Source organism: Saccharothrix syringae (assembly GCF_009498035.1).
Lineage (GTDB): Bacteria > Actinomycetota > Actinomycetes > Mycobacteriales > Pseudonocardiaceae > Actinosynnema > Actinosynnema syringae.
Window position 1 is genome coordinate 679,228 of record NZ_CP034550.1, and the last position, 16,956, is coordinate 696,183.

The 16,956-nt window shown below is 73.9% G+C and carries 20 protein-coding genes and 1 tRNA gene; 14 read left to right on the forward strand and 7 right to left on the reverse strand.

Going from position 1 to position 16,956, the window contains the following annotated elements; all coding sequences use genetic code 11:
• The first annotated feature begins 1 nt into the window (after nucleotide 1).
• Together EKG83_RS03230 and galT are read left to right on the forward strand one after the other, a co-directional pair.
• Nucleotides 2–799, forward strand: a complete 798-nt coding sequence (locus EKG83_RS03230; RefSeq protein WP_033429922.1) for a DeoR/GlpR family DNA-binding transcription regulator — start codon at nucleotides 2–4, stop codon at nucleotides 797–799.
• Nucleotides 796–1,875 carry a galactose-1-phosphate uridylyltransferase gene (gene galT, locus EKG83_RS03235; RefSeq protein ID WP_033429923.1) on the forward strand — a complete coding sequence of 360 codons (1,080 nt, stop codon included), beginning with the start codon at nucleotides 796–798 and terminating at the stop codon, nucleotides 1,873–1,875. Before EKG83_RS03230 ends, galT begins: the two co-directional genes overlap by 4 nt.
• Here galT and EKG83_RS03240 read toward each other — a convergent pair.
• On the reverse strand, nucleotides 1,864–2,463 hold the full coding sequence (locus tag EKG83_RS03240; protein WP_033429924.1) for a hypothetical protein: 600 nt from the start codon (nucleotides 2,461–2,463) through the stop codon (nucleotides 1,864–1,866). The two genes, galT and EKG83_RS03240, sit on opposite strands and share 12 nt — an antisense overlap.
• Nucleotides 2,464–2,680: 217 nt before the next feature.
• Between EKG83_RS03240 and EKG83_RS03245 the strand changes: the two genes are divergently transcribed.
• The 5 genes from EKG83_RS03245 (at nucleotide 2,681) to EKG83_RS03265 (ending at nucleotide 7,954) form a co-directional block, all read left to right on the forward strand.
• Nucleotides 2,681–4,570, forward strand: coding sequence for a S1C family serine protease (locus EKG83_RS03245; RefSeq protein WP_407690757.1), 1,890 nt, complete (start codon nucleotides 2,681–2,683; stop codon nucleotides 4,568–4,570).
• A 662-nt stretch (nucleotides 4,571–5,232) separates the two neighbouring features.
• A complete protein-coding gene (locus EKG83_RS03250; protein ID WP_033429925.1) occupies nucleotides 5,233–5,928 on the forward strand; it encodes a response regulator transcription factor in 696 nt (231 codons plus the stop codon).
• Nucleotides 5,928–6,947: a sensor histidine kinase gene (locus EKG83_RS03255; RefSeq protein WP_033429926.1), complete on the forward strand. Its 1,020-nt coding sequence runs from the start codon at nucleotides 5,928–5,930 to the stop codon at nucleotides 6,945–6,947. The genes EKG83_RS03250 and EKG83_RS03255 overlap by 1 nt, the downstream gene beginning before the upstream one ends.
• A gap of 258 nt (nucleotides 6,948–7,205) precedes the next feature.
• Nucleotides 7,206–7,706, forward strand: a complete 501-nt coding sequence (locus tag EKG83_RS03260; protein ID WP_033429927.1) for a MogA/MoaB family molybdenum cofactor biosynthesis protein — start codon at nucleotides 7,206–7,208, stop codon at nucleotides 7,704–7,706.
• Nucleotides 7,703–7,954, forward strand: coding sequence for a hypothetical protein (locus EKG83_RS03265; protein ID WP_033429928.1), 252 nt, complete (start codon nucleotides 7,703–7,705; stop codon nucleotides 7,952–7,954). Before EKG83_RS03260 ends, EKG83_RS03265 begins: the two co-directional genes overlap by 4 nt.
• Nucleotides 7,955–8,138: 184 nt before the next feature.
• On the opposite strand, the gene mscL is transcribed toward EKG83_RS03265, so the two are convergent.
• The 4 genes from mscL to EKG83_RS03285 all read right to left on the reverse strand — a co-directional run bounded on the left by mscL (nucleotide 8,139) and on the right by EKG83_RS03285 (nucleotide 10,482).
• Nucleotides 8,139–8,603 carry a large-conductance mechanosensitive channel protein MscL gene (gene mscL / locus EKG83_RS03270; RefSeq protein ID WP_051765303.1) on the reverse strand — a complete coding sequence of 155 codons (465 nt, stop codon included), beginning with the start codon at nucleotides 8,601–8,603 and terminating at the stop codon, nucleotides 8,139–8,141.
• Nucleotides 8,604–8,910: 307 nt separating this feature from the next.
• On the reverse strand, nucleotides 8,911–9,420 hold the full coding sequence (locus EKG83_RS03275) for an SAF domain-containing protein (protein ID WP_051765305.1): 510 nt from the start codon (nucleotides 9,418–9,420) through the stop codon (nucleotides 8,911–8,913).
• An 87-nt stretch (nucleotides 9,421–9,507) separates the two neighbouring features.
• A complete protein-coding gene (locus tag EKG83_RS03280) occupies nucleotides 9,508–9,816 on the reverse strand; it encodes an FmdB family zinc ribbon protein (RefSeq protein ID WP_084716249.1) in 309 nt (102 codons plus the stop codon).
• A 102-nt stretch (nucleotides 9,817–9,918) separates the two neighbouring features.
• Nucleotides 9,919–10,482 (reverse strand): 5-formyltetrahydrofolate cyclo-ligase, encoded by a 564-nt coding sequence (locus EKG83_RS03285; RefSeq protein ID WP_033429929.1) that lies wholly within the window; start codon nucleotides 10,480–10,482, stop codon nucleotides 9,919–9,921.
• Nucleotides 10,483–10,520: 38 nt separating this feature from the next.
• Here EKG83_RS03285 and EKG83_RS03290 point away from each other — a divergent pair, with 38 nt between their 5' ends.
• The 5 genes from EKG83_RS03290 (at nucleotide 10,521) to EKG83_RS03310 (ending at nucleotide 14,279) form a co-directional block, all read left to right on the forward strand.
• Nucleotides 10,521–11,402 carry a UTP--glucose-1-phosphate uridylyltransferase gene (locus EKG83_RS03290; protein ID WP_033429930.1) on the forward strand — a complete coding sequence of 294 codons (882 nt, stop codon included), beginning with the start codon at nucleotides 10,521–10,523 and terminating at the stop codon, nucleotides 11,400–11,402.
• Between the two features lie 14 nt (nucleotides 11,403–11,416).
• On the forward strand, nucleotides 11,417–12,640 hold the full coding sequence (glp, locus tag EKG83_RS03295; protein ID WP_084716250.1) for a molybdotransferase-like divisome protein Glp: 1,224 nt from the start codon (nucleotides 11,417–11,419) through the stop codon (nucleotides 12,638–12,640).
• Entirely contained in the window at nucleotides 12,641–13,297 is a 657-nt protein-coding gene (locus EKG83_RS03300) for a GNAT family N-acetyltransferase (protein ID WP_033429931.1), read from the forward strand.
• 158 nt (nucleotides 13,298–13,455) lie between these two features.
• Nucleotides 13,456–14,133 carry a divisome protein SepX/GlpR gene (gene sepX / locus EKG83_RS03305; protein WP_033429932.1) on the forward strand — a complete coding sequence of 226 codons (678 nt, stop codon included), beginning with the start codon at nucleotides 13,456–13,458 and terminating at the stop codon, nucleotides 14,131–14,133.
• A gap of 73 nt (nucleotides 14,134–14,206) precedes the next feature.
• A tRNA-Ala gene (locus tag EKG83_RS03310) sits at nucleotides 14,207–14,279 on the forward strand.
• 241 nt (nucleotides 14,280–14,520) lie between these two features.
• On the opposite strand, the gene EKG83_RS03315 is transcribed toward EKG83_RS03310, so the two are convergent.
• A complete protein-coding gene (locus tag EKG83_RS03315) occupies nucleotides 14,521–15,093 on the reverse strand; it encodes a TetR/AcrR family transcriptional regulator (protein WP_033429933.1) in 573 nt (190 codons plus the stop codon).
• Between the two features lie 91 nt (nucleotides 15,094–15,184).
• Between EKG83_RS03315 and EKG83_RS03320 the strand changes: the two genes are divergently transcribed.
• Entirely contained in the window at nucleotides 15,185–15,580 is a 396-nt protein-coding gene (locus tag EKG83_RS03320; RefSeq protein WP_033429934.1) for a DUF4267 domain-containing protein, read from the forward strand.
• Here the strand turns inward: EKG83_RS03320 and EKG83_RS03325 are convergent, their stop codons facing one another.
• Entirely contained in the window at nucleotides 15,581–16,432 is an 852-nt protein-coding gene (locus tag EKG83_RS03325) for an NAD(P)-dependent oxidoreductase (RefSeq protein ID WP_033429935.1), read from the reverse strand.
• Between the two features lie 95 nt (nucleotides 16,433–16,527).
• Between EKG83_RS03325 and EKG83_RS03330 the strand changes: the two genes are divergently transcribed.
• Nucleotides 16,528–16,854: a winged helix-turn-helix transcriptional regulator gene (locus tag EKG83_RS03330; RefSeq protein WP_033429936.1), complete on the forward strand. Its 327-nt coding sequence runs from the start codon at nucleotides 16,528–16,530 to the stop codon at nucleotides 16,852–16,854.
• Nucleotides 16,855–16,956 lie beyond the last annotated feature (102 nt).

Here is a 16,956-nt window from a genome sequence, read left to right on the forward strand (position 1 = left end):
CGTGCTGGCGCGGCAGAGGCAAGCGGTGATCCTGGAGGAAGTCCGCCGGACCGGCGCGGTGCGGGTGAGCGACCTGGTGGTGCGGCTCGGCGTCTCGGACATGACGGTGCGCCGCGACCTGGACGTGCTGGCCGCCCGCGGCCTGGTGGAGAAGGTCTACGGCGGTGCCACGTCCGTGGTCGGCCGCAGCACCGACGAGCCCGGCTTCGAGGCCAAGTCGGTGCGCTCGCTGCCGGAGAAGGAGGCCATCGCCGCGTTCGCCGCGGGCCTGGTCCGCCCCGGCACCGCGATCGGGCTGTCCGCGGGCACCACCACGTGGACGCTGGCCCGGTTCCTGGACGACATCCCCGACCTGACCGTGGTGACCAACTCGATCCGGGTCGCCGACGTGCTCCAGCAGAGCGGGCGCACCGACCGGACCGTGGTGCTCACCGGCGGGGTGCGCACGCCGTCGGACGCGCTGGTCGGGCCGGTGGCCGTGCAGGCGCTGCGGTCGCTGCACCTGGACGTGGTGTTCCTGGGCGTGCACGGCATGGCCGAGCGCTCCGGCTTCACCACCCCCAACCTCAACGAGAGCGAGACCGACCGCGCGCTGGTCGACGCGGCCGGTCGCGTGGTGGTGGTCGCCGACCACACCAAGTGGGGCACCGTCGGCATCTCCACCATCGCCGCGCTGGACGAGGCGGACGTGCTGGTGACCGACGAGGGTTTGGCCGAGCAGGCCCGGGTAGTGCTGGGGGAGCAGGTCGGTGAACTGGTCCTGGCGCACGTGCCGGGGCGGGGAGAGGAACTGGCGTGAGGCGCACGGCGGGCAAGCTCGCGGACGGCCGGGAGATCATCTACTACGACGACACCCCGGACGCGCCACCGCGCGACGCGGTGGACACCCGGGACCTGCCGCCGTCGCAGCCCCTGTCGGAGGTGCGGCGCGACCCGCTCACCGACGAGTGGGTGGCGATGGCGGCGCACCGGCAGACCCGCACCTACAAGCCGCCCGCCGACCTGTGCCCGCTGTGCCCGTCCACCCCGGACAAGCCGACCGAGATCCCCGAGCCGTCCTACGACGTGGCGGTGTTCGAGAACCGCTTCCCGTCCTTCGCCCAGGGCGTGCCGGACCTGCCGTCCACTGTGGAGGGCATGCCGATGGTGGCGCGGGCGCCCGGCCGCGGCCGGTGCGAGGTGGTGTGCTTCACCTCCGACCACAACAGCTCGTTCGGCGAGCTGCCCGCGTGGCGGGTGCGCACGGTGGTGGACGTGTGGGCGGAGCGCACGACCGCGCTGGGCGCGCTGCCCGGGGTGGAGCAGGTCTTCCCGTTCGAGAACCGGGGCGAGGAGATCGGGGTGACGCTGCATCACCCGCACGGGCAGATCTACGGCTACCCGTTCGTGACGCCCAAGACCGAGCGGATGCTGTCCGTGGCGGCGGCTTACCGGGAAGAACACGGCCGCCCGCTGATGGGTGACATCTTGGCGGCCGAGCGGGCCGCGGGCACGCGGGTCGTCGCGTCGGGTGGGCACTGGACGGCGTTCGTGCCCGCCGCGGCGCGCTGGCCGGTCGAGGTGCACCTCGTGCCGCACCGCCAGGTGCCCGACCTGCCCGCGCTGACCGAGGAGGAGCGGGACGACTTCGCCGCGCTCTACCTGACCGTGCTGCACCGCCTCGACGGCCTCTACCGGCGGCCGCTGCCCTACATCGCGGCGTGGCACCAGGCACCCGTGCGCACCGGCCGCGACCTGGCGTGGCTGCACCTGGAGGTGTTCTCGGTGCTGCGGACCGCGGACAAGCTCAAGTACCTGGCCGGGTCGGAGTCCGGCATGGGCGTGTGGGTCAACGACGCGACGCCCGAGCAGATCGCCGAGCGGCTACGCGGCTAGGAAGCGCCGCGCCGCGGCCGCGCCGGCGGCGGCGTCCAGGTCGGGCCCGACGACGGCGGCCACCAGCTCCTCGGTGACGTCGGCGTCGGCGGCGATCAGGGCGTCCACCGCGGCGGGGTCGGCGTGGTCCCCGGTGAAGTCGGCGATGAGGTCGCGGCAGCGCCCGGTGTCGGCGAACGGCGGGTCGAGCGCGCCGAAGCCGTCGTCGACGTCGTAGTCGGCGCGCAGCCACGTCCCGTCGGCGAAGCCGTAGGCGAAGCCCACCCACTGCCCGGACGCCTCGGCGGCCCGCACCGGCGGCGCCCACCAGTCGGGCGCGCCGGCCAGCAGGTCGGTCTCCGGTTCCCCGAAGTACTCGGCGGCCCGGTTGTGGTAGGTCTCGGAGTACTCGTGGTCGTGCCCCACCAGCACGGCCCGCCCGCCGCCCGTGAAGTGCAGGTCGGCCCAGTTGCCGCCGCCGTCGTCGTAGTGCCACACCGACCCGGCGGCGTGGCAGTTGGCGTCCCAGCCGCGGGCCGCGCACACCGCGGCGAAGGCGGCCCACCGGGCCCGCATCCGGGTCGGGGGCGGCAGCTCCACTTCACGCATGCGCCCATGGTCCCAGCAGGTGGTCGTCACGATGCGTGAGCCCGTCACCGCCGGGGCGCGCCGCGATCGGGGAGGTGATCACCGGGACGTCCCCTGACGTGCGCTTGCCCGCTGTGGTGCGAAGTTCGTCCGCTTTATCGGGGGCGGGCGACGACTCACAACTGATGCCCAGTTTCGTTTAAGGCTCCTCTCAGGCGGGCACCGCAGAGTGGTGGACATGACCGAGAGCGAGCAGCCGCGCGATTCCCAGCAGCCGAGCCCGTGGGCCCGTGGTGGCGCCGAGCGAGGTCGTGATTACGCCGGTGACCAGCAGCAGGGTGCTGGGCAGCCGGACGTCGGCGGACCGGTGGCAGGGACCGGTCGGCCGGACACCGGGTCGGCCGGTGCCGTGCAGGGCGGCACCGGCCACCCGGAAGGCTTCGGCTCCCGCTTGGGGGAGCCGGGTGGCGCGGGGTCGGGCGGGGCCGGCTCCGCGCCCGACGCGGGGTCGCCGGCGGGTGCCGGTGAGCCCACGACCGGGTCGCCGGCGCGCGGGGGCGTCGGCCACCCGGAGGGCTTCGACCCGTCGGCTCCGGCCGGTGGGGCGGGCACGGGCGCGGTCGGCGCCGGTGCGATGACGACCGGGGCGGGTGGTGGCGTGCAGGGCGACGCCGCCCGCCCCGGCACGGGTGTGGCCGGGACCGGGCAGGGCGGTCCGGGCCAGACCTCCGGCGGGGGCGCCGGTGCCGTGCAGGGCGGCACCGGCGCCACGCCGACCGGTCAGGTCGGTGCCGCGCAGGGCGGCGTCGACCAGGCCGGGACCGGCTCGTTCGGTGCCGCGCAGGGCGGTGCCGGGGTGCCGGGCGCGGGGCAGGATGCCTGGCACGGTGGCTTCCACCCCGGGCAGACCGGTCCGCACGGCGTCTCGCCGACCCGCGTGGACCTGGGCTCGCCGTACGCCACCCCTTCGGACGCGGCGCAGCCCCACGGGCCCGGTCAGCCGACCGGTGGACCGGGCCCCTACTACGCACCGCCCGGCGGCGGGGTCCTCACCCCGCCGCGCCGGGGGCGGGGGAAGGTGGTCGCGGGCGTCGCCGCGCTCGTGCTCGCCGTCGGCGGCGTCGCGGGCGGGGTCGGCGGCTACCTCGGCTACGAGGCGGCCGACCGCGCCGAGCCCGTGGTCAACGCGCTCAACCAGCAGCCGGCCGCCCAGCAGACCGACACCGCGCCCGCCGGCTCCATCGAGCAGGTGGCGGCGAAGGTGCTGCCGACCGTGGTCCAGGTGCAGCTGCGCGACGGCTCCGGCTCCGGCTTCGTGCTCAGCTCCGACGGTCTGGTCCTGACCAACAACCACGTGGTCGAGTCCGCCGCGAGGGGCGGCCAGATCAAGGTGCAGCTCCAGGACGGCCGCTCGTTCGACGCCCGCATCGTCGGCCGCGACCCCACGTCCGACCTGGCCGTGCTCAAGGCCGAGGACGTCTCCGACCTGCCGACCGCGGAGCTGGGCAGCTCGGCGGACCTGAGGATCGGCCAGCAGGTGGTGGCCGTGGGGTCGCCGTTCGACCTCAACGGCACGGTGACCTCGGGCATCGTCAGCTCGCTGAACCGCCCGGTGCGCGCCGGCGGTGAGCAGGGCAGCGAGACGACCGTGCTCAACGCCATCCAGACCGACGCCGCGATCAACCCCGGCAACTCCGGCGGCCCGCTGGTGAACATGCGGGGCCAGGTGGTCGGCATCAACTCGGCCATCTACAGCCCCAACTCGACCCAGTCGCAGGCCGGTTCGGTCGGCATCGGCTTCGCCATCCCGGTCGACCAGGCCCGGCGCATCGCCAAGGAGCTGTCCGAGACCGGCAAGGCCACCCAGACCGTGCTGGGCGTGTCGGTGACCGACGCCCCCGACGGCGGCGCGCAGGTCGGCGACGTCACCGCGGGCGGCGCCGCCGAGGCGGCCGGCATCAAGGACGGCGACGTGATCACCAAGTTCGGGGACCGGCCGATCGAGAGCTCCGACGCCCTGGTGGCCGCCGTGCGGTCCCGGGCTCCGGGGGAGAAGGTGCAGCTCACCACCAGGGACGGGCGGACGGTCCAGGTGACCCTCGGCAGCCAGACGGTGGAGCCCCGCTAGCTCCCGCCCGGGAACGGCCGGGCCGGCTCCGAGGGCTCGGGAGTCCTGGGCCGGCTCGGCTCGCCCGGGATTCCGGGGCTGGCTCGGACCGGCCAGGGTTTCCGGGCCGGGCGGACCACTCGGATCGCCCGGTTCGCAGGACCCGGTTCGCAGGACCCGGTTCGCAGGACCCGGTTCGCAGGACCCGGCTCGCAGGACCCGGCTCGCAGGACCCGGCTCCCGCCCCGAGCCGGACGCACCACCCCGGTCCCCCCGGACCAGGCGCAACCCAAGACCCCGGCTCGCGTGCCCCGAGCCGGTACCGAGGCCGCATACCGGCAGGCCGCCCCTCACCTGCCGGCGTGCGGCCTCCTGCGTTGCGCCGCTGCGGCAGTCCAGGTTGGACGGTCGGGAACCCTTGCCCTGTCTACCGGATCATGAAGGCTGCCCCGGTTCTTACGGACCGCTGACGAATCCCGCCGGCGCGGCGTGGTGGCGGCGCGGGCGACCTACGGTGGTGGCGGTGTTCGCGCCGGCCGGCCGTCGGGATCGCGCATGGCCGAGGTGGGGTGTATCCGGTTGTCGTCCACCGCGTGGCCGGTGGTGCTCGGGCCCGCCCGACCGCGACCATGAGCGTGGGTGCGGTCGGTGACCGCGCTCGTCGACCAACGGGTGGGGTACTGGTGGAAGAAGCAGTCGGACGTGTGCTCGTCGTCGACGATGACGTGACGGTGCGTGACGTCGTGCGCCGGTACCTGGAGTTGGCCGGGCACGAGGTCGAGCTGGTCGGCGACGGGGAGGGCGCGTTGCGCAGGTTCGCCGAGCGGGAGCCGGACCTCGTGGTGCTGGACCTGATGCTGCCCGGGATCGACGGCCTGGAGGTGTGCCGGCGGCTGCGGTCGCGCAGCGCGGTGCCGGTGGTGATGCTCACCGCGCGTGGCGAGGAGGAGGACCGCATCGCGGGGTTGAGCCTCGGTGCGGACGACTACGTCACCAAGCCGTTCAGCCCGCGTGAGCTGGCGCTGCGCGTGACGTCGGTGCTGCGGCGGTCGCGGGTGGTGCCGGTGCGCTCGTCGTCGGTGCTGGTCGACGGCGGGCTGCGGATCGACGTGGGCGCGCGGTCGGCGTGGCTGGACGGGCGCGAGCTGGCGCTGACCACCCGCGAGTTCGACCTGCTGGTGTTCTTCGTCAACAACCGGGGCGTCGCGTTCGACCGCGCCGAGCTGCTGTCGCGGGTGTGGGGCTGGGAGTTCGGCGACCAGTCCACCGTGACCGTCCACGTGCGACGGTTGCGGGAGAAGGTCGAGGCCGACCCGGCCCGGCCGGAGCGCATCGTGACCGTGTGGGGCGTCGGCTACCGGTACGGGGGCGGTGCGTGATGCTGGTGGAGATCGGGCACGTCCTGCCGTTCGCGGTGCTGTTCTCGTTGCCGCTGGCGCTGTTGGGCGCGGTGCTGCTGCGGAGGCTGTCCAGCGGGTCGATGGCCACCGCGCTGACCGTGCTGGCGATCGTGCCGGTGGTGTCGACCATCGGCGGCGTGCTCGCGGTCAGCGGGTTCATGTTCACCCCGATCCTGACCACCACCCTGCTGGTGTGCCTGCTGGTGGCGGTGGTGACGGTGCCGACGGCGGTGCTGCTGGGGCGTGCGCTGGCGCGCCGCAGCGTGTGGGAGCGGGAGGCGCGGGCCCGGGAGCGGGCCGCCGAGGCGTCGCGGCGCGAGCTGGTCGCGTGGATCAGCCACGACCTGCGCACGCCGCTGGCCGGCATCCGGGCGATGGCCGAGGCGCTGGCGGACGGCGTGGTGTCGCGGCGCGACGAGGTCGCGGACTACGCGGGACGGATCTCGGCGGAGGCGTCGGCGCTGTCGCGGATGGTGGACGACCTGTTCGAGCTGTCCCGGATCACCGCGGGCGCGCTGCGGCTGACGCTGTCCGACGTGCCGCTGGCGGACGTGGTGAGCGAGGTGGTGGCGGCGGAGGGGCCGGTGGCGTCGCGCAAGGGCGTGGTGCTCAAGGCGGACGCGGCGACGTGGCCCGTGGTGCTGGGCAGCGACCCGGAGCTGGCGCGGGTGGTGCGCAACCTGCTGTCCAACGCCATCCGGCACACCCCGCCGGACGGGACGGTGGCTGTCCGGGTCGAGGTGGACGGCTCGTCGGCGCTGCTGCGCGTGGACGACTCGTGCGGCGGCATCCCCGAGGCCGACCTGCCCAGGGTGTTCGACGTGGCGTTCCGGGGTGCGCCGCACCGGCGGCCCGTGGGGGGCGGGCTGGGCCTGGCGATCGCGCGCGGCCTGGTGGAGGCGCACCGGGGCACGATCGCCGCGCACAACCACGGGCCGGGGTGCCGCTTCGAGGTGCGGCTGCCGCTCAGCGCGGGGGAGCAGCGCCGGGTTGGCTGATGCCGGTGGAGGGGGTGGTGGGGCGGGGCGAGGTGGGCTGCCGGAGCTTGGGGCGAGGGGGGCTGCCAGGGGCTCGGGGTGGGCGGTCGGGGCTCGGGGCGAGGTGGGCCATCGGGCACGGGGCGGACTGCTCGGCGTCCGATGTGGTGGGCCGGTCCCGGTGCCGGGTCGGGTGTCGGACCTGGGGCCGGCGGTCGCGCGCGGCCGCAGCGCGACGTCACGGAACCCTCGGATCCGGAACGGGATACGGTGATCTGCATGGAACGCAGCGCGCAGCGCCTGGGACGCGCCCTGGTCGTGATCGTTGACGACCGGGTTGCGCACGGTGAGCACGACGACAGCACGGGGCCGCTGGTCACCGAGCTGCTGGAAGAAGCAGGGTTCATCGTCGACGGCACCGTTGCGGTGGAGGGCGAGGTCGCGGGCATCCGCGCCGCGCTGAACACCGCGGTCATCGGTGGCGTCGACCTGGTGGTCACCGTCGGGGGTACAGGTCTGTCGCCGCGCGACGTGACACCGGACGCCACGCAAGGTGTGCTCGACCGCCCGATCAACGGCATCGCCGAGGCCCTGCGCGCCTCGGGACTGGCGGCGGGCGCGGTGGACGCGGGCATCTCGCGCGGTGTGGTCGGTGTGTCGGGCAGCACCCTGGTGGTGAACCTGGCGGGGTCGCGGGCGGCCGTGCGCGACGGCATGGCGACGTTGTCCGCGCTGGTGCCGCACGTGATCGAGCAGCTGTCGGGTCTCGACGAGTCGTGACCGGGGCGGGAGCCGGGGCCGGGGACGACGCCGCTGGTGCCGCCGGCGCCGGTGCCGCCGGCGAGGGGGAAGCGGAGGCCGTGAAGGCTTCGGAGGCTGCCGCTTCCGCCGCGCGGGAGGCGGCACGGCGTCGTCGACTGGCCGAGGTGTTCGGCGACGTGCTCCCGGAGGCGTCGTCGGACGAACCGCGCCCCGCGGCGCGGGGGGACGAGTGGTACGAGGAGAACCGCCCGCCCCACCACGGTTGAGCAGGGGGCCGGGTCACCGCGTGCGGTGACCCGGGCCACCCGGCCACTGGTCGGTGATCACTCGATCGGGTGCCACCCGCCACCCGGCACCGGCCGGCTGCTGCTCGACCGGCCGGATGCTGCTTGGTCGCGACCGGCTGTCGCTCGACCGGCCGACCGTGCTCGACCGGCCGGCAACCGGTGGTCAGCTCTCGCGCGGGGGCCGCCTCACCGCCACGTCCGCGGACGTGGCGGCGGTGGTGCCCGGTGCGGTGCGCGCGCCTCCCTGCTGGGTGGCCAGCAGGTCGCGGATCTCCTTGAGCAGTTCGACGTCGGTCGGCTCGTGCGGGCCGGCCTCCTCGCCCCGCTTGCGGCGCTCCTTGATGGTGTTCATGGGCAGCACGAAGATGAAGTAGACCACCGCGGCGACGATCAGGAAGTTGATCGTCGCGGTGATGACCGCGCCGAAGTCCATCACCGTCTTCTCGTTGTCGCCGAGCTGGACGGCCAGGCCGTTGACGTTCGCGCCGCCGAAGGACGCCACGATCGGGTTGATCAGCTTTTCCGTGAACGACTTCACGATGTCGTTGAACGCGGTACCGATGACCACGGCCACGGCCAGGTCGATCACGTTCCCGCGCATGAGGAAGTCCTTGAAGCCCTTGATCACGAGCGAGCTCCTGTCCGGGTAGTCGTGCTGGGGAGGGCATGTCGGGCGAGCGGAGGTTAGCGACTACCGGATTTCCCCGCCGACGCACGGGTACGCGCACGGGGGTGGGGGTGGCCGGGAGTTGGCGCCGCTCGGACAGGTGCCGGGCTGCGCGGGTGTTGAGACGACGCGGGTGGTCGGGTGCCGAGGTGGCGGGGGCCCGGGACTCGGCGCGGGTCACTCGGCGCAGGTCACTCGGCGCGGGATTGCTCAGCGCAGGTCACTCGGCGCAGGATTGCTCAGCGCAGGTCACTCAGCGCGGGACCGTTCAGCGCAGGGTCATCGCGACCGGCCCGGCCAGCGACTCGCCGGCTATCCGCCGGGCCGCCGCGTGCTCCACCGAGACCACCACGACCTCCCCGTCGCGCACCGCGACCACCGGGACGTCCGCCGCCAGCACCCGCGCCTCCGCCCCGACCACGTCGACCCGGCTGCCCGGGCGCAGCAGCCCCGCCACCCCGGCGTCGGCCAACCGCACCGCCACCGACGACACGTCGGGGTCGGTCGGCGCCAACCGCGCGTCGGTCAGCGGCTCGCCCGCCCGCACGGCACCGGTCGGCGCGCGCCCCAGCGCGTCGGTCCGCGCCACCGCGCCCGACGGCACCAGCGGCGGGGGCATGGCGACCTCGCGGACGTCGGCCGCGGTCAGGGGCGCGTTCGGGGGCAGGTCGTGCGCGGCGACCAGGACCTGGGCCGCGGGGCCGTCCGGCAGCACCGCCACCACCGCGGCCAGCAGGGCCAGCAGCAGGGCGAGGGACCTTCTGAGGTGGAGGATCATGATCTCGACGCTAGGCGGGTGTCGAGGTCGGGAACAGCGCGAACCCCCGAGCTGTGGACAACTCGGGGGCCGTGGGCGAAAGGCGGCTCAGGAAGCGGCGGCGGCCGGTGCCGAGGACGAGGGGGAAGAGGACGAGGAGGAACCGCTCTTGGACGAGGACTCGCTCTTCGAGGAAGTGGAGGACGAGGACGACGACTCGCTCTTCGCGGACGACGAGCCCGCGCGGCTGTCCGTCCGGTAGAAACCGCTGCCCTTGAACACGACGCCCACCGCGCCGTACAGCTTGCGGAGCCTGCCGGAGCACTGCGGGCACTCGGTCAGCGCGGAGTCGGAGAAGGACTGCACCGCTTCGAACCGGTGGTCGCACTCGGTGCAGGCGTACTGGTAGGTCGGCACGGGTGGCCCTCCAACGAGTCCGGTTTGGCACTCCAGCGTGGCGAGTGCTAACCCCAATGATGCGTCACCCGGCATAGGCCGCGCAAACGTCACAGGTCAACGTCACAGCGGCAGCCGCACCAGGCCCAGCGACGGGGTCAGCACCGCGTGCACCCGGACGTCGTGGGGCTCCTCCGGCAGCGAGGGCACGAACTCCGGGTCCCGCACAACCCCCACCAGCGGACCTGTGGACAACCTCAGCGCGCGGTCGTAGTACCCGCCGCCCTTGCCCAGGCGGACGCCGGCGTGGTCGACCGCCAGCGCGGGCACCAGCACCAGCGCCGCCGAGGCCACCGCGCCGACCCCCAGCAACGGCCCCGCCGGCTCCCGCAGCCCGAACGCGCCCGCCCGCAGCGAGCCGTCGTGGACGGCCCAGTCCAGCTCCGCCCCGGCCACCACCGGCAGCAGCACCCGCAGCCCGTGCGACCGCAGCGCCTCCACCATCGCCAACGACCCCGGCTCGAACCGCGAAGCGAGGTACGCGCACACGGTCTGACCGGCGGAAACGCCGAAAGCAGCAACGGCGAGCAGCACTTCGGCCGACATGTCCGGCACCGGCTCGTTGCGCCGAAGGGCTCGCAACCGTGCGCGCAGCGTGAGCTTCCGATCACGTTCACCGGACGTCATGGCAGGTCACCCTAAGCGCGCCGTTACGCTCGCGGGTCATGAGCGCCTTCCAGACAGCAATCGTGCCCGCGGCGGGACTGGGCACGCGCTTCCTCCCCACCACCAAGGCGGTGCCCAAGGAGCTGCTGCCGGTGGTCGACACGCCCGGCATCGAACTGGTCGCCACCGAGGCCGCCGAGGCCGGGGCGAAGAAGCTGGTGATCGTGACCTCCCCCGGCAAGGACGCGGTCGCGGAGTACTTCCGCCCGCAGCCGGAGCTGGAGCAGACGCTCGAAGCCCGCGGCAAGACCGAGCTGCTGGACAAGGTCCGCCGCGCGCCCAACCTGCTGACCGTCGAGACGGCCATCCAGGACAAGGCCCTGGGCCTGGGCCACGCGGTCGGCTGCGCCGAGGGCAACCTGACCGGCGAGGACGAGGCCGTGGCCGTCCTGCTGCCCGACGACCTGGTGCTGCCCACCGGCGTGCTGGGCCGGATGGCCGCGGTGCGGGAGCGGTTCGGCGGCACCGTGCTGTGCGCGTTCGACATCCCCAGGGAGCAGATCTCCGCCTACGGCGTCTTCGACGTGCGCGAGACCGGCGACGACGACGTCAAGCAGGTCGTCGGCATGGTGGAGAAGCCCAAGGCCGAGGACGCGCCCTCCACGTTCGCCGCGGCCGGCCGCTACCTCCTCGACCGCGCGATCTTCGACGCCCTCAAGCGCATCACCCCGGGCGCGGGCGGCGAGCTCCAGCTCACCGACGCCATCGCCCTGCTGATCAACGAGGGGCACCCCGTGCACGTCGTCGTCCACCGGGGTGGGCGACACGACCTGGGCAATCCGGGGGGTTTCCTCAAAGCTGCGGTTGACTTCGCACTGGAGCACCCGGACTACGGGGCCGAGCTGGGGGAGTGGTTGCGGGAACGCCTCGACAACTCCTGAACGAGGGTCAACACATGAGGTCAGTGGACGAGCAGCTCGCCAGGGTCGTGGCCGCCGCCGTGCGGCCCGCCCCGGTGCGGGTGGCGATCTCCGAGGCGCAGGGCCTGCTGTGCGCGGAGGAAGTGGTCGCCGAGCGGGCGTTGCCGGGGTTCGACCAGGCGGCGGTGGACGGCTACGCGGTGCGCAGCGTGGACGTGCAGGCCGCCAACGAGGAACCGGTCGAGCTCCCGGTGGTCGGCGAGATCCCGGCGGGGTCGCGCCAACCCAGGCGGTTGCAGCCCGGCCAGGCGGTCCGGGTCGCGACCGGCGCCCCGCTGCCGACGCTGGCCGACGCCGTGGTGCCCGCGGGCTACACCGACGGGCACCCGGCGAAGGTGACCGTGCAGCGCCCCGTGCCGTCCGCGGCGTACGTGCGGCGCACCGGCGAGGACGTGCAGACCGGTGACGTCGCCGTCCGCCGCGGCGCGTCCATCGGCGCCGCCCAGGTCGGCCTGCTGGCCGCGGTCGGGCGCAACAAGGTGCTGGTCCACCCCAGGCCGCGGGTGTCGGTGATCTCCGTCGGCGAGGAGCTGGTGGACGTCGACCGCACCCCCGGCCAGGGGCAGGTCTACGACGTGAACTCCTACGCCCTGGCCGCCGCCGCGCGGGACGCGGGCGCGGAGGTCAGCCGGGTCGGCATCCTGTCCGCGGACCCGCGCCGGCTGCGCGAGGTCGTCGAGGGCAGGCTGCTGCTGTCGGAGATCGTGGTCGTCGCGGGTGGCGTCGGGGGCGCCATCGGCGACGAGGTGCGCGCCGCGCTGGCCGACCTCGGCGACCTGGACTGCACGCGCGTGGCCATGCACCCCGGCTCGGTGCAGGGCTTCGGGCGGCTCGGGCCGGACGCCGTGCCCACGTTCCTGCTGCCCGCGAACCCGATGAGCGCGCTGGTGGTGTTCGAGGTGCTGGTGCGGCCGCTGATCCGGGCCGCGCTGGGCAAGCGCAACCCCTACCGGCGGGTGATCAGCGCGCGGCTGCTGTCGCCGCTGACCTCGACGAAGGGGCGGCGCGGCTTCCTGCGCGGCCAGTTGCTGCGCGACGCGGACAGCGGCGAGTACCTGGTCCAGCCGCTGGGCACGTCGGGTGCGCACCTGCTGGCCTCGCTGGCCGAGGCGAACTGCCTGATCGTGGTCGACGAGGACGTGACGGACGTGCCCGTCGGCGAAGAGGTCCTGGTCAGCTTCCTGGCGCAAAGGGGATAGATGGCTCTGGCGTGGGAGGGCGGGCGACACCCCGGCTGGCCCGCGCGCCTGGGACCGCTGCGGGTGGACGCCGGTCTGGTGGCGTTGCGCCCGCCGAAGCTGTTCGACGCCTCGGTCTGGTCGCGCATCCGCCTGCGCGACCGGGCCCACCTGGAGGAGTGGGAGCCCACCGCGGTCGACGGGTGGCACGAGCGCAACGCGGCGCTGGCCTGGCCCGGCCAGTGGTCGGCGCTGCGCTCGTCGGCCCGGCGCGGCCAGGCCATGCCGTTCGTGATCACCGTGGACGGCGACCTGGCCGGGCAGATCACCGTGGGCAACATCGTGCGCGGCTCGCTGCGGTCGGCGTGGGTCGGCTACTGGGTGGCCGCCGACCGGGCGCGCGGCGGCGTGGCGACGGCGGCGCTGGCGCTCGTGGTCGACCACTGCTTCGGCGAGGGCGGCCTGCACCGGCTGGAGGCCACCGTGCGCCCGGAGAACGCGGCCAGCCTGCGCGTGCTGACCAAGGTCGGCTTCCGCGAGGAGGGCCTGTTCCGGCGCTACCTCGACGTGGCGGGCGACTGGCGCGACCACCTGTGCTTCGCGATGACCGCGGAGGAGGCGTCCCCGGAGGGCTTGGTACGCCGTTTGGCGGCGCAGGGGTACGTCCGAAACGCCTGACATCAGGGCTGCGCGGCTTATTCGGATCACCCGAAAGTGGGTGATACACCACACTTTAGTACGTATGCCGGACGGCGAGCCTCCGACACACGTGTGACTGTTGTGACTAGCGTGGCGAGCGCACCGAGCGCGCCGCGAGGTAGGGGGAGGTGACGGGGATGCCGAGTTCGCTGATCGTCGTGGGACTGGTCGTGGCCTGGTTGGTCGTCCTCGTCCCCATGGTCGTGCGCAAGCGCGCCGATGCGTCGCGCGGCAGCATGGAAGAGGAGTACGACGCCATGCCCGACGACGCGTTCGACGACTACGACGAGTACGACGAGGTGGAGTACGCGCCGCGGCCCTTCCGCGCCGGGCGGGGCGGGTTCGACCCGGAGAGCGCGGCCATCGCGGCCCAGGCCAAGTACGCGTTCCGCCGCCGCGTCGTCGCCACCCTCCTGCTGCTGGCCCTCGCGGCCGGCCTCGTCGCCGGCCTCCTGCTGCCGCTGGTGTGGTGGGCGCACGCGGCCCTGGACGTGACGCTCGTCTCCTACCTGGCGTACCTGCGCCGGCAGGTGAAGATCGAGGAGGACGTCCGGGCCCGGCGGCAGGCGCGCTTCGCGCAGGCGCGCCACCGGCGCGAGCGGCGGCCGCTCGCGGAGCCCCGGCGCGCGGACGACGTCGTCGAGGACGCCGACGAGGTGCGGGAACGGGGCGAGGCCGGGCTGGCGCCGCAGCCGCGCTTCCGCCACGAGGTCCGACCCGGCACGGTCGTGGTGGACGCCGACGACGAGGACCCGGTGTTCGACGAGCTGGACGGGCCGGAGGCGCTGCCGTACCGGCGGGCGGTGGGCGAGTAGAGGGGGGTGGCAGAACCACCCCCCTGGGCCTGATATGCTTCCCCCGCACGACAACGGAACGACAACTGAACACGGGGCTGTAGCGCAGTTGGTAGCGCGACTCGTTCGCATCGAGTAGGTCAGGGGTTCGATTCCCCTCAGCTCCACGAGTCGATGGGCGAGGTGTGTTCGCGGGAAGCGCGAACCATCTCGCCTCGTCGCATTTCCCGGGGGTGCAACCCCCCAGACCCCGCCCGGAGGGCTTCGCCCCCGGACCCCCGGCTTCGCTTCCGGACCCCCGGCTTGGCCCCCGGATTTCCGGCTTTGCCCCTGGGCTTCGCGTGTGTTGTGAGGCGGGGCTCGCCGCTCGTCCACCACGTCTTCCCCGCGCGTCGCGGGATCTTTGGGTCAGGGCTTTTCGTAGCGGCGCATCAGGATGTCCAGGCGGGCCCGGTGGTGGGTCGGGCGCAGGCGGTGGCCCGCGGTGAGGGTGGCCAGGCCGTGGAGGGTGCTCCAGAACAGTTCGGTTGAGGTTTCCGGGTCGTCGGGGGTCAGGGGTTCCACGGCGGTCAGGAACTCGGTGTACGCGGCGCGCAGTTCGGGCGGTGTCTCGTCGCTGCCGAACGCGATGTCGGTGCGCTGCACGAACATGGCGTCGTACAGGGCCGGGTGCGCGGTGGCGAAGGCCAGGTAGGCGTCGGCCACGGCGCGCAGCGCGGCTCGTGGTTCGCGGTGCGCGGTGCGGGCGGCGCGCAGTTCCCCGGCCAGTTCGCCGAAGCCCTGGATGGCGACCGCCCGCACGATGGCGTCCTTGCCCTTGAAGTGGCTGTAGAGCACCGGCTGGCTGTACTCGACGCGCTCGGCCAGGCGGCGGGTGGTGACCGCCTCCCACCCCTCGGCCTCGGCCAGGTCGCGGGCCGCTCCGATGATCAGCTGGTGGCGTTGCGCGCGTTCCCGCTCACGGCGGTCGTGGATCGACACGAGCTGAATCTAGCACTGCTAGACATCCGAGCGACGATTCTCTAGTGTCGCTCTGGAAGCTAGCAGTGCTAGAAAAAACCTGGGAGCGATCATGACCCTCAAGCGGATCAACACGGTGCTGGCCCTGCTGGTGGTCCTCGCCGGCCTCTACTTCGGGCTTTCTTTCCTGCTCGACGGCCAGGGCGCGGCGTCCGGGTTCGGCATCACGCCGTGGCCGCGGGGGGAGTCCTCGGGCTACTTCGTGGTCAAGGCCGTCAGGGACTTCGCCTACGCGCTGGTCGTCCTGGTCCTGCTGCTGCTCCGCCAGCGCCGCGCGCTCGGCTGGGTCGTGCTGGCCGACGCGATCATCCCCGTCGGCGACGCGATCGCCGTGGTCACCCACGGGGGCACGGTGGCGACCGCCCTGGCCGTGCACGGCTCCGCCGCCGTCCTGGTCGTCGCGATCGCCGGGTCGCTGCTGTGGGAGCAGCGGCGGGCCACGGCCTAGCTACAGGCGGGCCACCAGGCCGGCGCCGTCCTCGTCGCCGTGGCCGTCGGCGACGTGGCGCTCCATCAGGGACAGGAACGGCGTGATCAGTTCGGGGCTCACGCCCTGGCCCGCGGCCGTGTCGGTCAGGGTGCGGGCGCTCGCCACCTGCATGGCCAGGTTGGACACCACTCCTTCCGCGTGGTTGCCGCTCTCCAGGTGTTCGGCGGTGCGGTGGACGTGTGGTGCCATGGCGGTGAGCCAGTCGACGAGCAGGGGCGCGAACGCGGTCGGCGCGATGTCCTCGTCCCGGATCAGGGCGAACGCGTGCGTGATCCCGGCGAACATCCCGTACATCGCGCTGAGCAGCGCCACGTCGTGCAGGGCGGCGAAGCCCGGGTCCTCGCCGACGTAGTTGGTCCCCGCCGGCACGGCCAGGGTCCGCCGGTGGTCCTCGAACAGGGCGCCGGAGCCGCTGTAGAACACGTAGGCGCCGGACCGCGGGTGCCCGATCATCGGGGGGACGGCCATGATGCCGCCGTCGAGGAAGCGGGCGCCGCGCTCGCGCGCCCACGCCGCCCTGGCCCGGGCCTGCGCCGGGGTGCCGGTGGTCAGGTCGACCAGGTCCTTGCCCGCGAGGTCGACGCCGGCGAGGGTCTGCTCGACCGAGGCGTCGTTCAGCAGGCACAGCACCACGAGCCGGTTGGCGGCCACCGCGTCCGCGGGCGTCGCGGCGACGTCGGCACCCAGGCCGTCGGCCTTGCCGGGGGTGCGGTTCCAGGCGGTCAGCGGGTGGCCGGCGGCGAGCCAGGCGCGGGCCAGGGCGGTGCCCATCGCGCCGAGGCCGAGGAGGGACAACGGGGTCTTCGTCATGCGCCGAGGTTCGCGCCGGCGCGCCCGGTCGATCAAGTACGCACTTGGTCGTGCGTGGTTACCCTGGGGGAAGTCGGCAGGTCGGAGGGGGCGGCATGAGCAGGCCGGGGGCGCACGAGTGCGGGCTCGACGCGGCGATGGGGGTGATCGGGGGCAAGTGGAAGGTGTCGATCCTGTGGGCCCTGGGCCGGCGCCCGTGGTGCCGGTTCGGCCAGCTGCGCCGGTTGCTGCCCGGGGTGACCGAGAAGGTCCTCGCCTCGCACCTGCGCGAGATGGAGCGCGACGGCCTGGTGCGCCGCGAGGCGCACGACGAGGTCCCGCCGCGGGTGGAGTACTCGCTGACCGAGCGCGGGGTGGAGCTCAACAAGGCGCTGGAGCCGCTGGGCGAGTGGGGGCGGCGCAACGTCCTGGCTCGCGCCTGACCGGGGTGCCCAACCGGTGGGCGTGTCCGGGTGGACGTGCGCCCCGGTCGCGTTCAGGGCGTCGACCGGCCCGGCCCGCGGGGCCCGCCAGGGCGCACCCGG

What these genes read in the sequence shown, in the direction of transcription:
- EKG83_RS03240 (WP_033429924.1), bottom strand. Translation starts at nt 2,463, where the DNA reads ATGCGTGAAGTGGAGCTGCCGCCCCCGACCCGGATGCGGGCCCGGTGG.
- EKG83_RS03245 (WP_407690757.1), top strand. Translation starts at nt 2,681, where the DNA reads ATGACCGAGAGCGAGCAGCCGCGCGATTCCCAGCAGCCGAGCCCGTGG.
- EKG83_RS03255 (WP_033429926.1), top strand. Translation starts at nt 5,928, where the DNA reads ATGCTGGTGGAGATCGGGCACGTCCTGCCGTTCGCGGTGCTGTTCTCG.
- EKG83_RS03260 (WP_033429927.1), top strand. Translation starts at nt 7,206, where the DNA reads ATGGAACGCAGCGCGCAGCGCCTGGGACGCGCCCTGGTCGTGATCGTT.
- EKG83_RS03275 (WP_051765305.1), bottom strand. Translation starts at nt 9,420, where the DNA reads ATGATCCTCCACCTCAGAAGGTCCCTCGCCCTGCTGCTGGCCCTGCTG.
- EKG83_RS03285 (WP_033429929.1), bottom strand. Translation starts at nt 10,482, where the DNA reads ATGACGTCCGGTGAACGTGATCGGAAGCTCACGCTGCGCGCACGGTTG.
- EKG83_RS03290 (WP_033429930.1), top strand. Translation starts at nt 10,521, where the DNA reads ATGAGCGCCTTCCAGACAGCAATCGTGCCCGCGGCGGGACTGGGCACG.
- glp (WP_084716250.1), top strand. Translation starts at nt 11,417, where the DNA reads ATGAGGTCAGTGGACGAGCAGCTCGCCAGGGTCGTGGCCGCCGCCGTG.
- EKG83_RS03300 (WP_033429931.1), top strand. Translation starts at nt 12,641, where the DNA reads ATGGCTCTGGCGTGGGAGGGCGGGCGACACCCCGGCTGGCCCGCGCGC.
- sepX (WP_033429932.1), top strand. Translation starts at nt 13,456, where the DNA reads ATGCCGAGTTCGCTGATCGTCGTGGGACTGGTCGTGGCCTGGTTGGTC.
- EKG83_RS03320 (WP_033429934.1), top strand. Translation starts at nt 15,185, where the DNA reads ATGACCCTCAAGCGGATCAACACGGTGCTGGCCCTGCTGGTGGTCCTC.
- EKG83_RS03325 (WP_033429935.1), bottom strand. Translation starts at nt 16,432, where the DNA reads ATGACGAAGACCCCGTTGTCCCTCCTCGGCCTCGGCGCGATGGGCACC.
- EKG83_RS03330 (WP_033429936.1), top strand. Translation starts at nt 16,528, where the DNA reads ATGAGCAGGCCGGGGGCGCACGAGTGCGGGCTCGACGCGGCGATGGGG.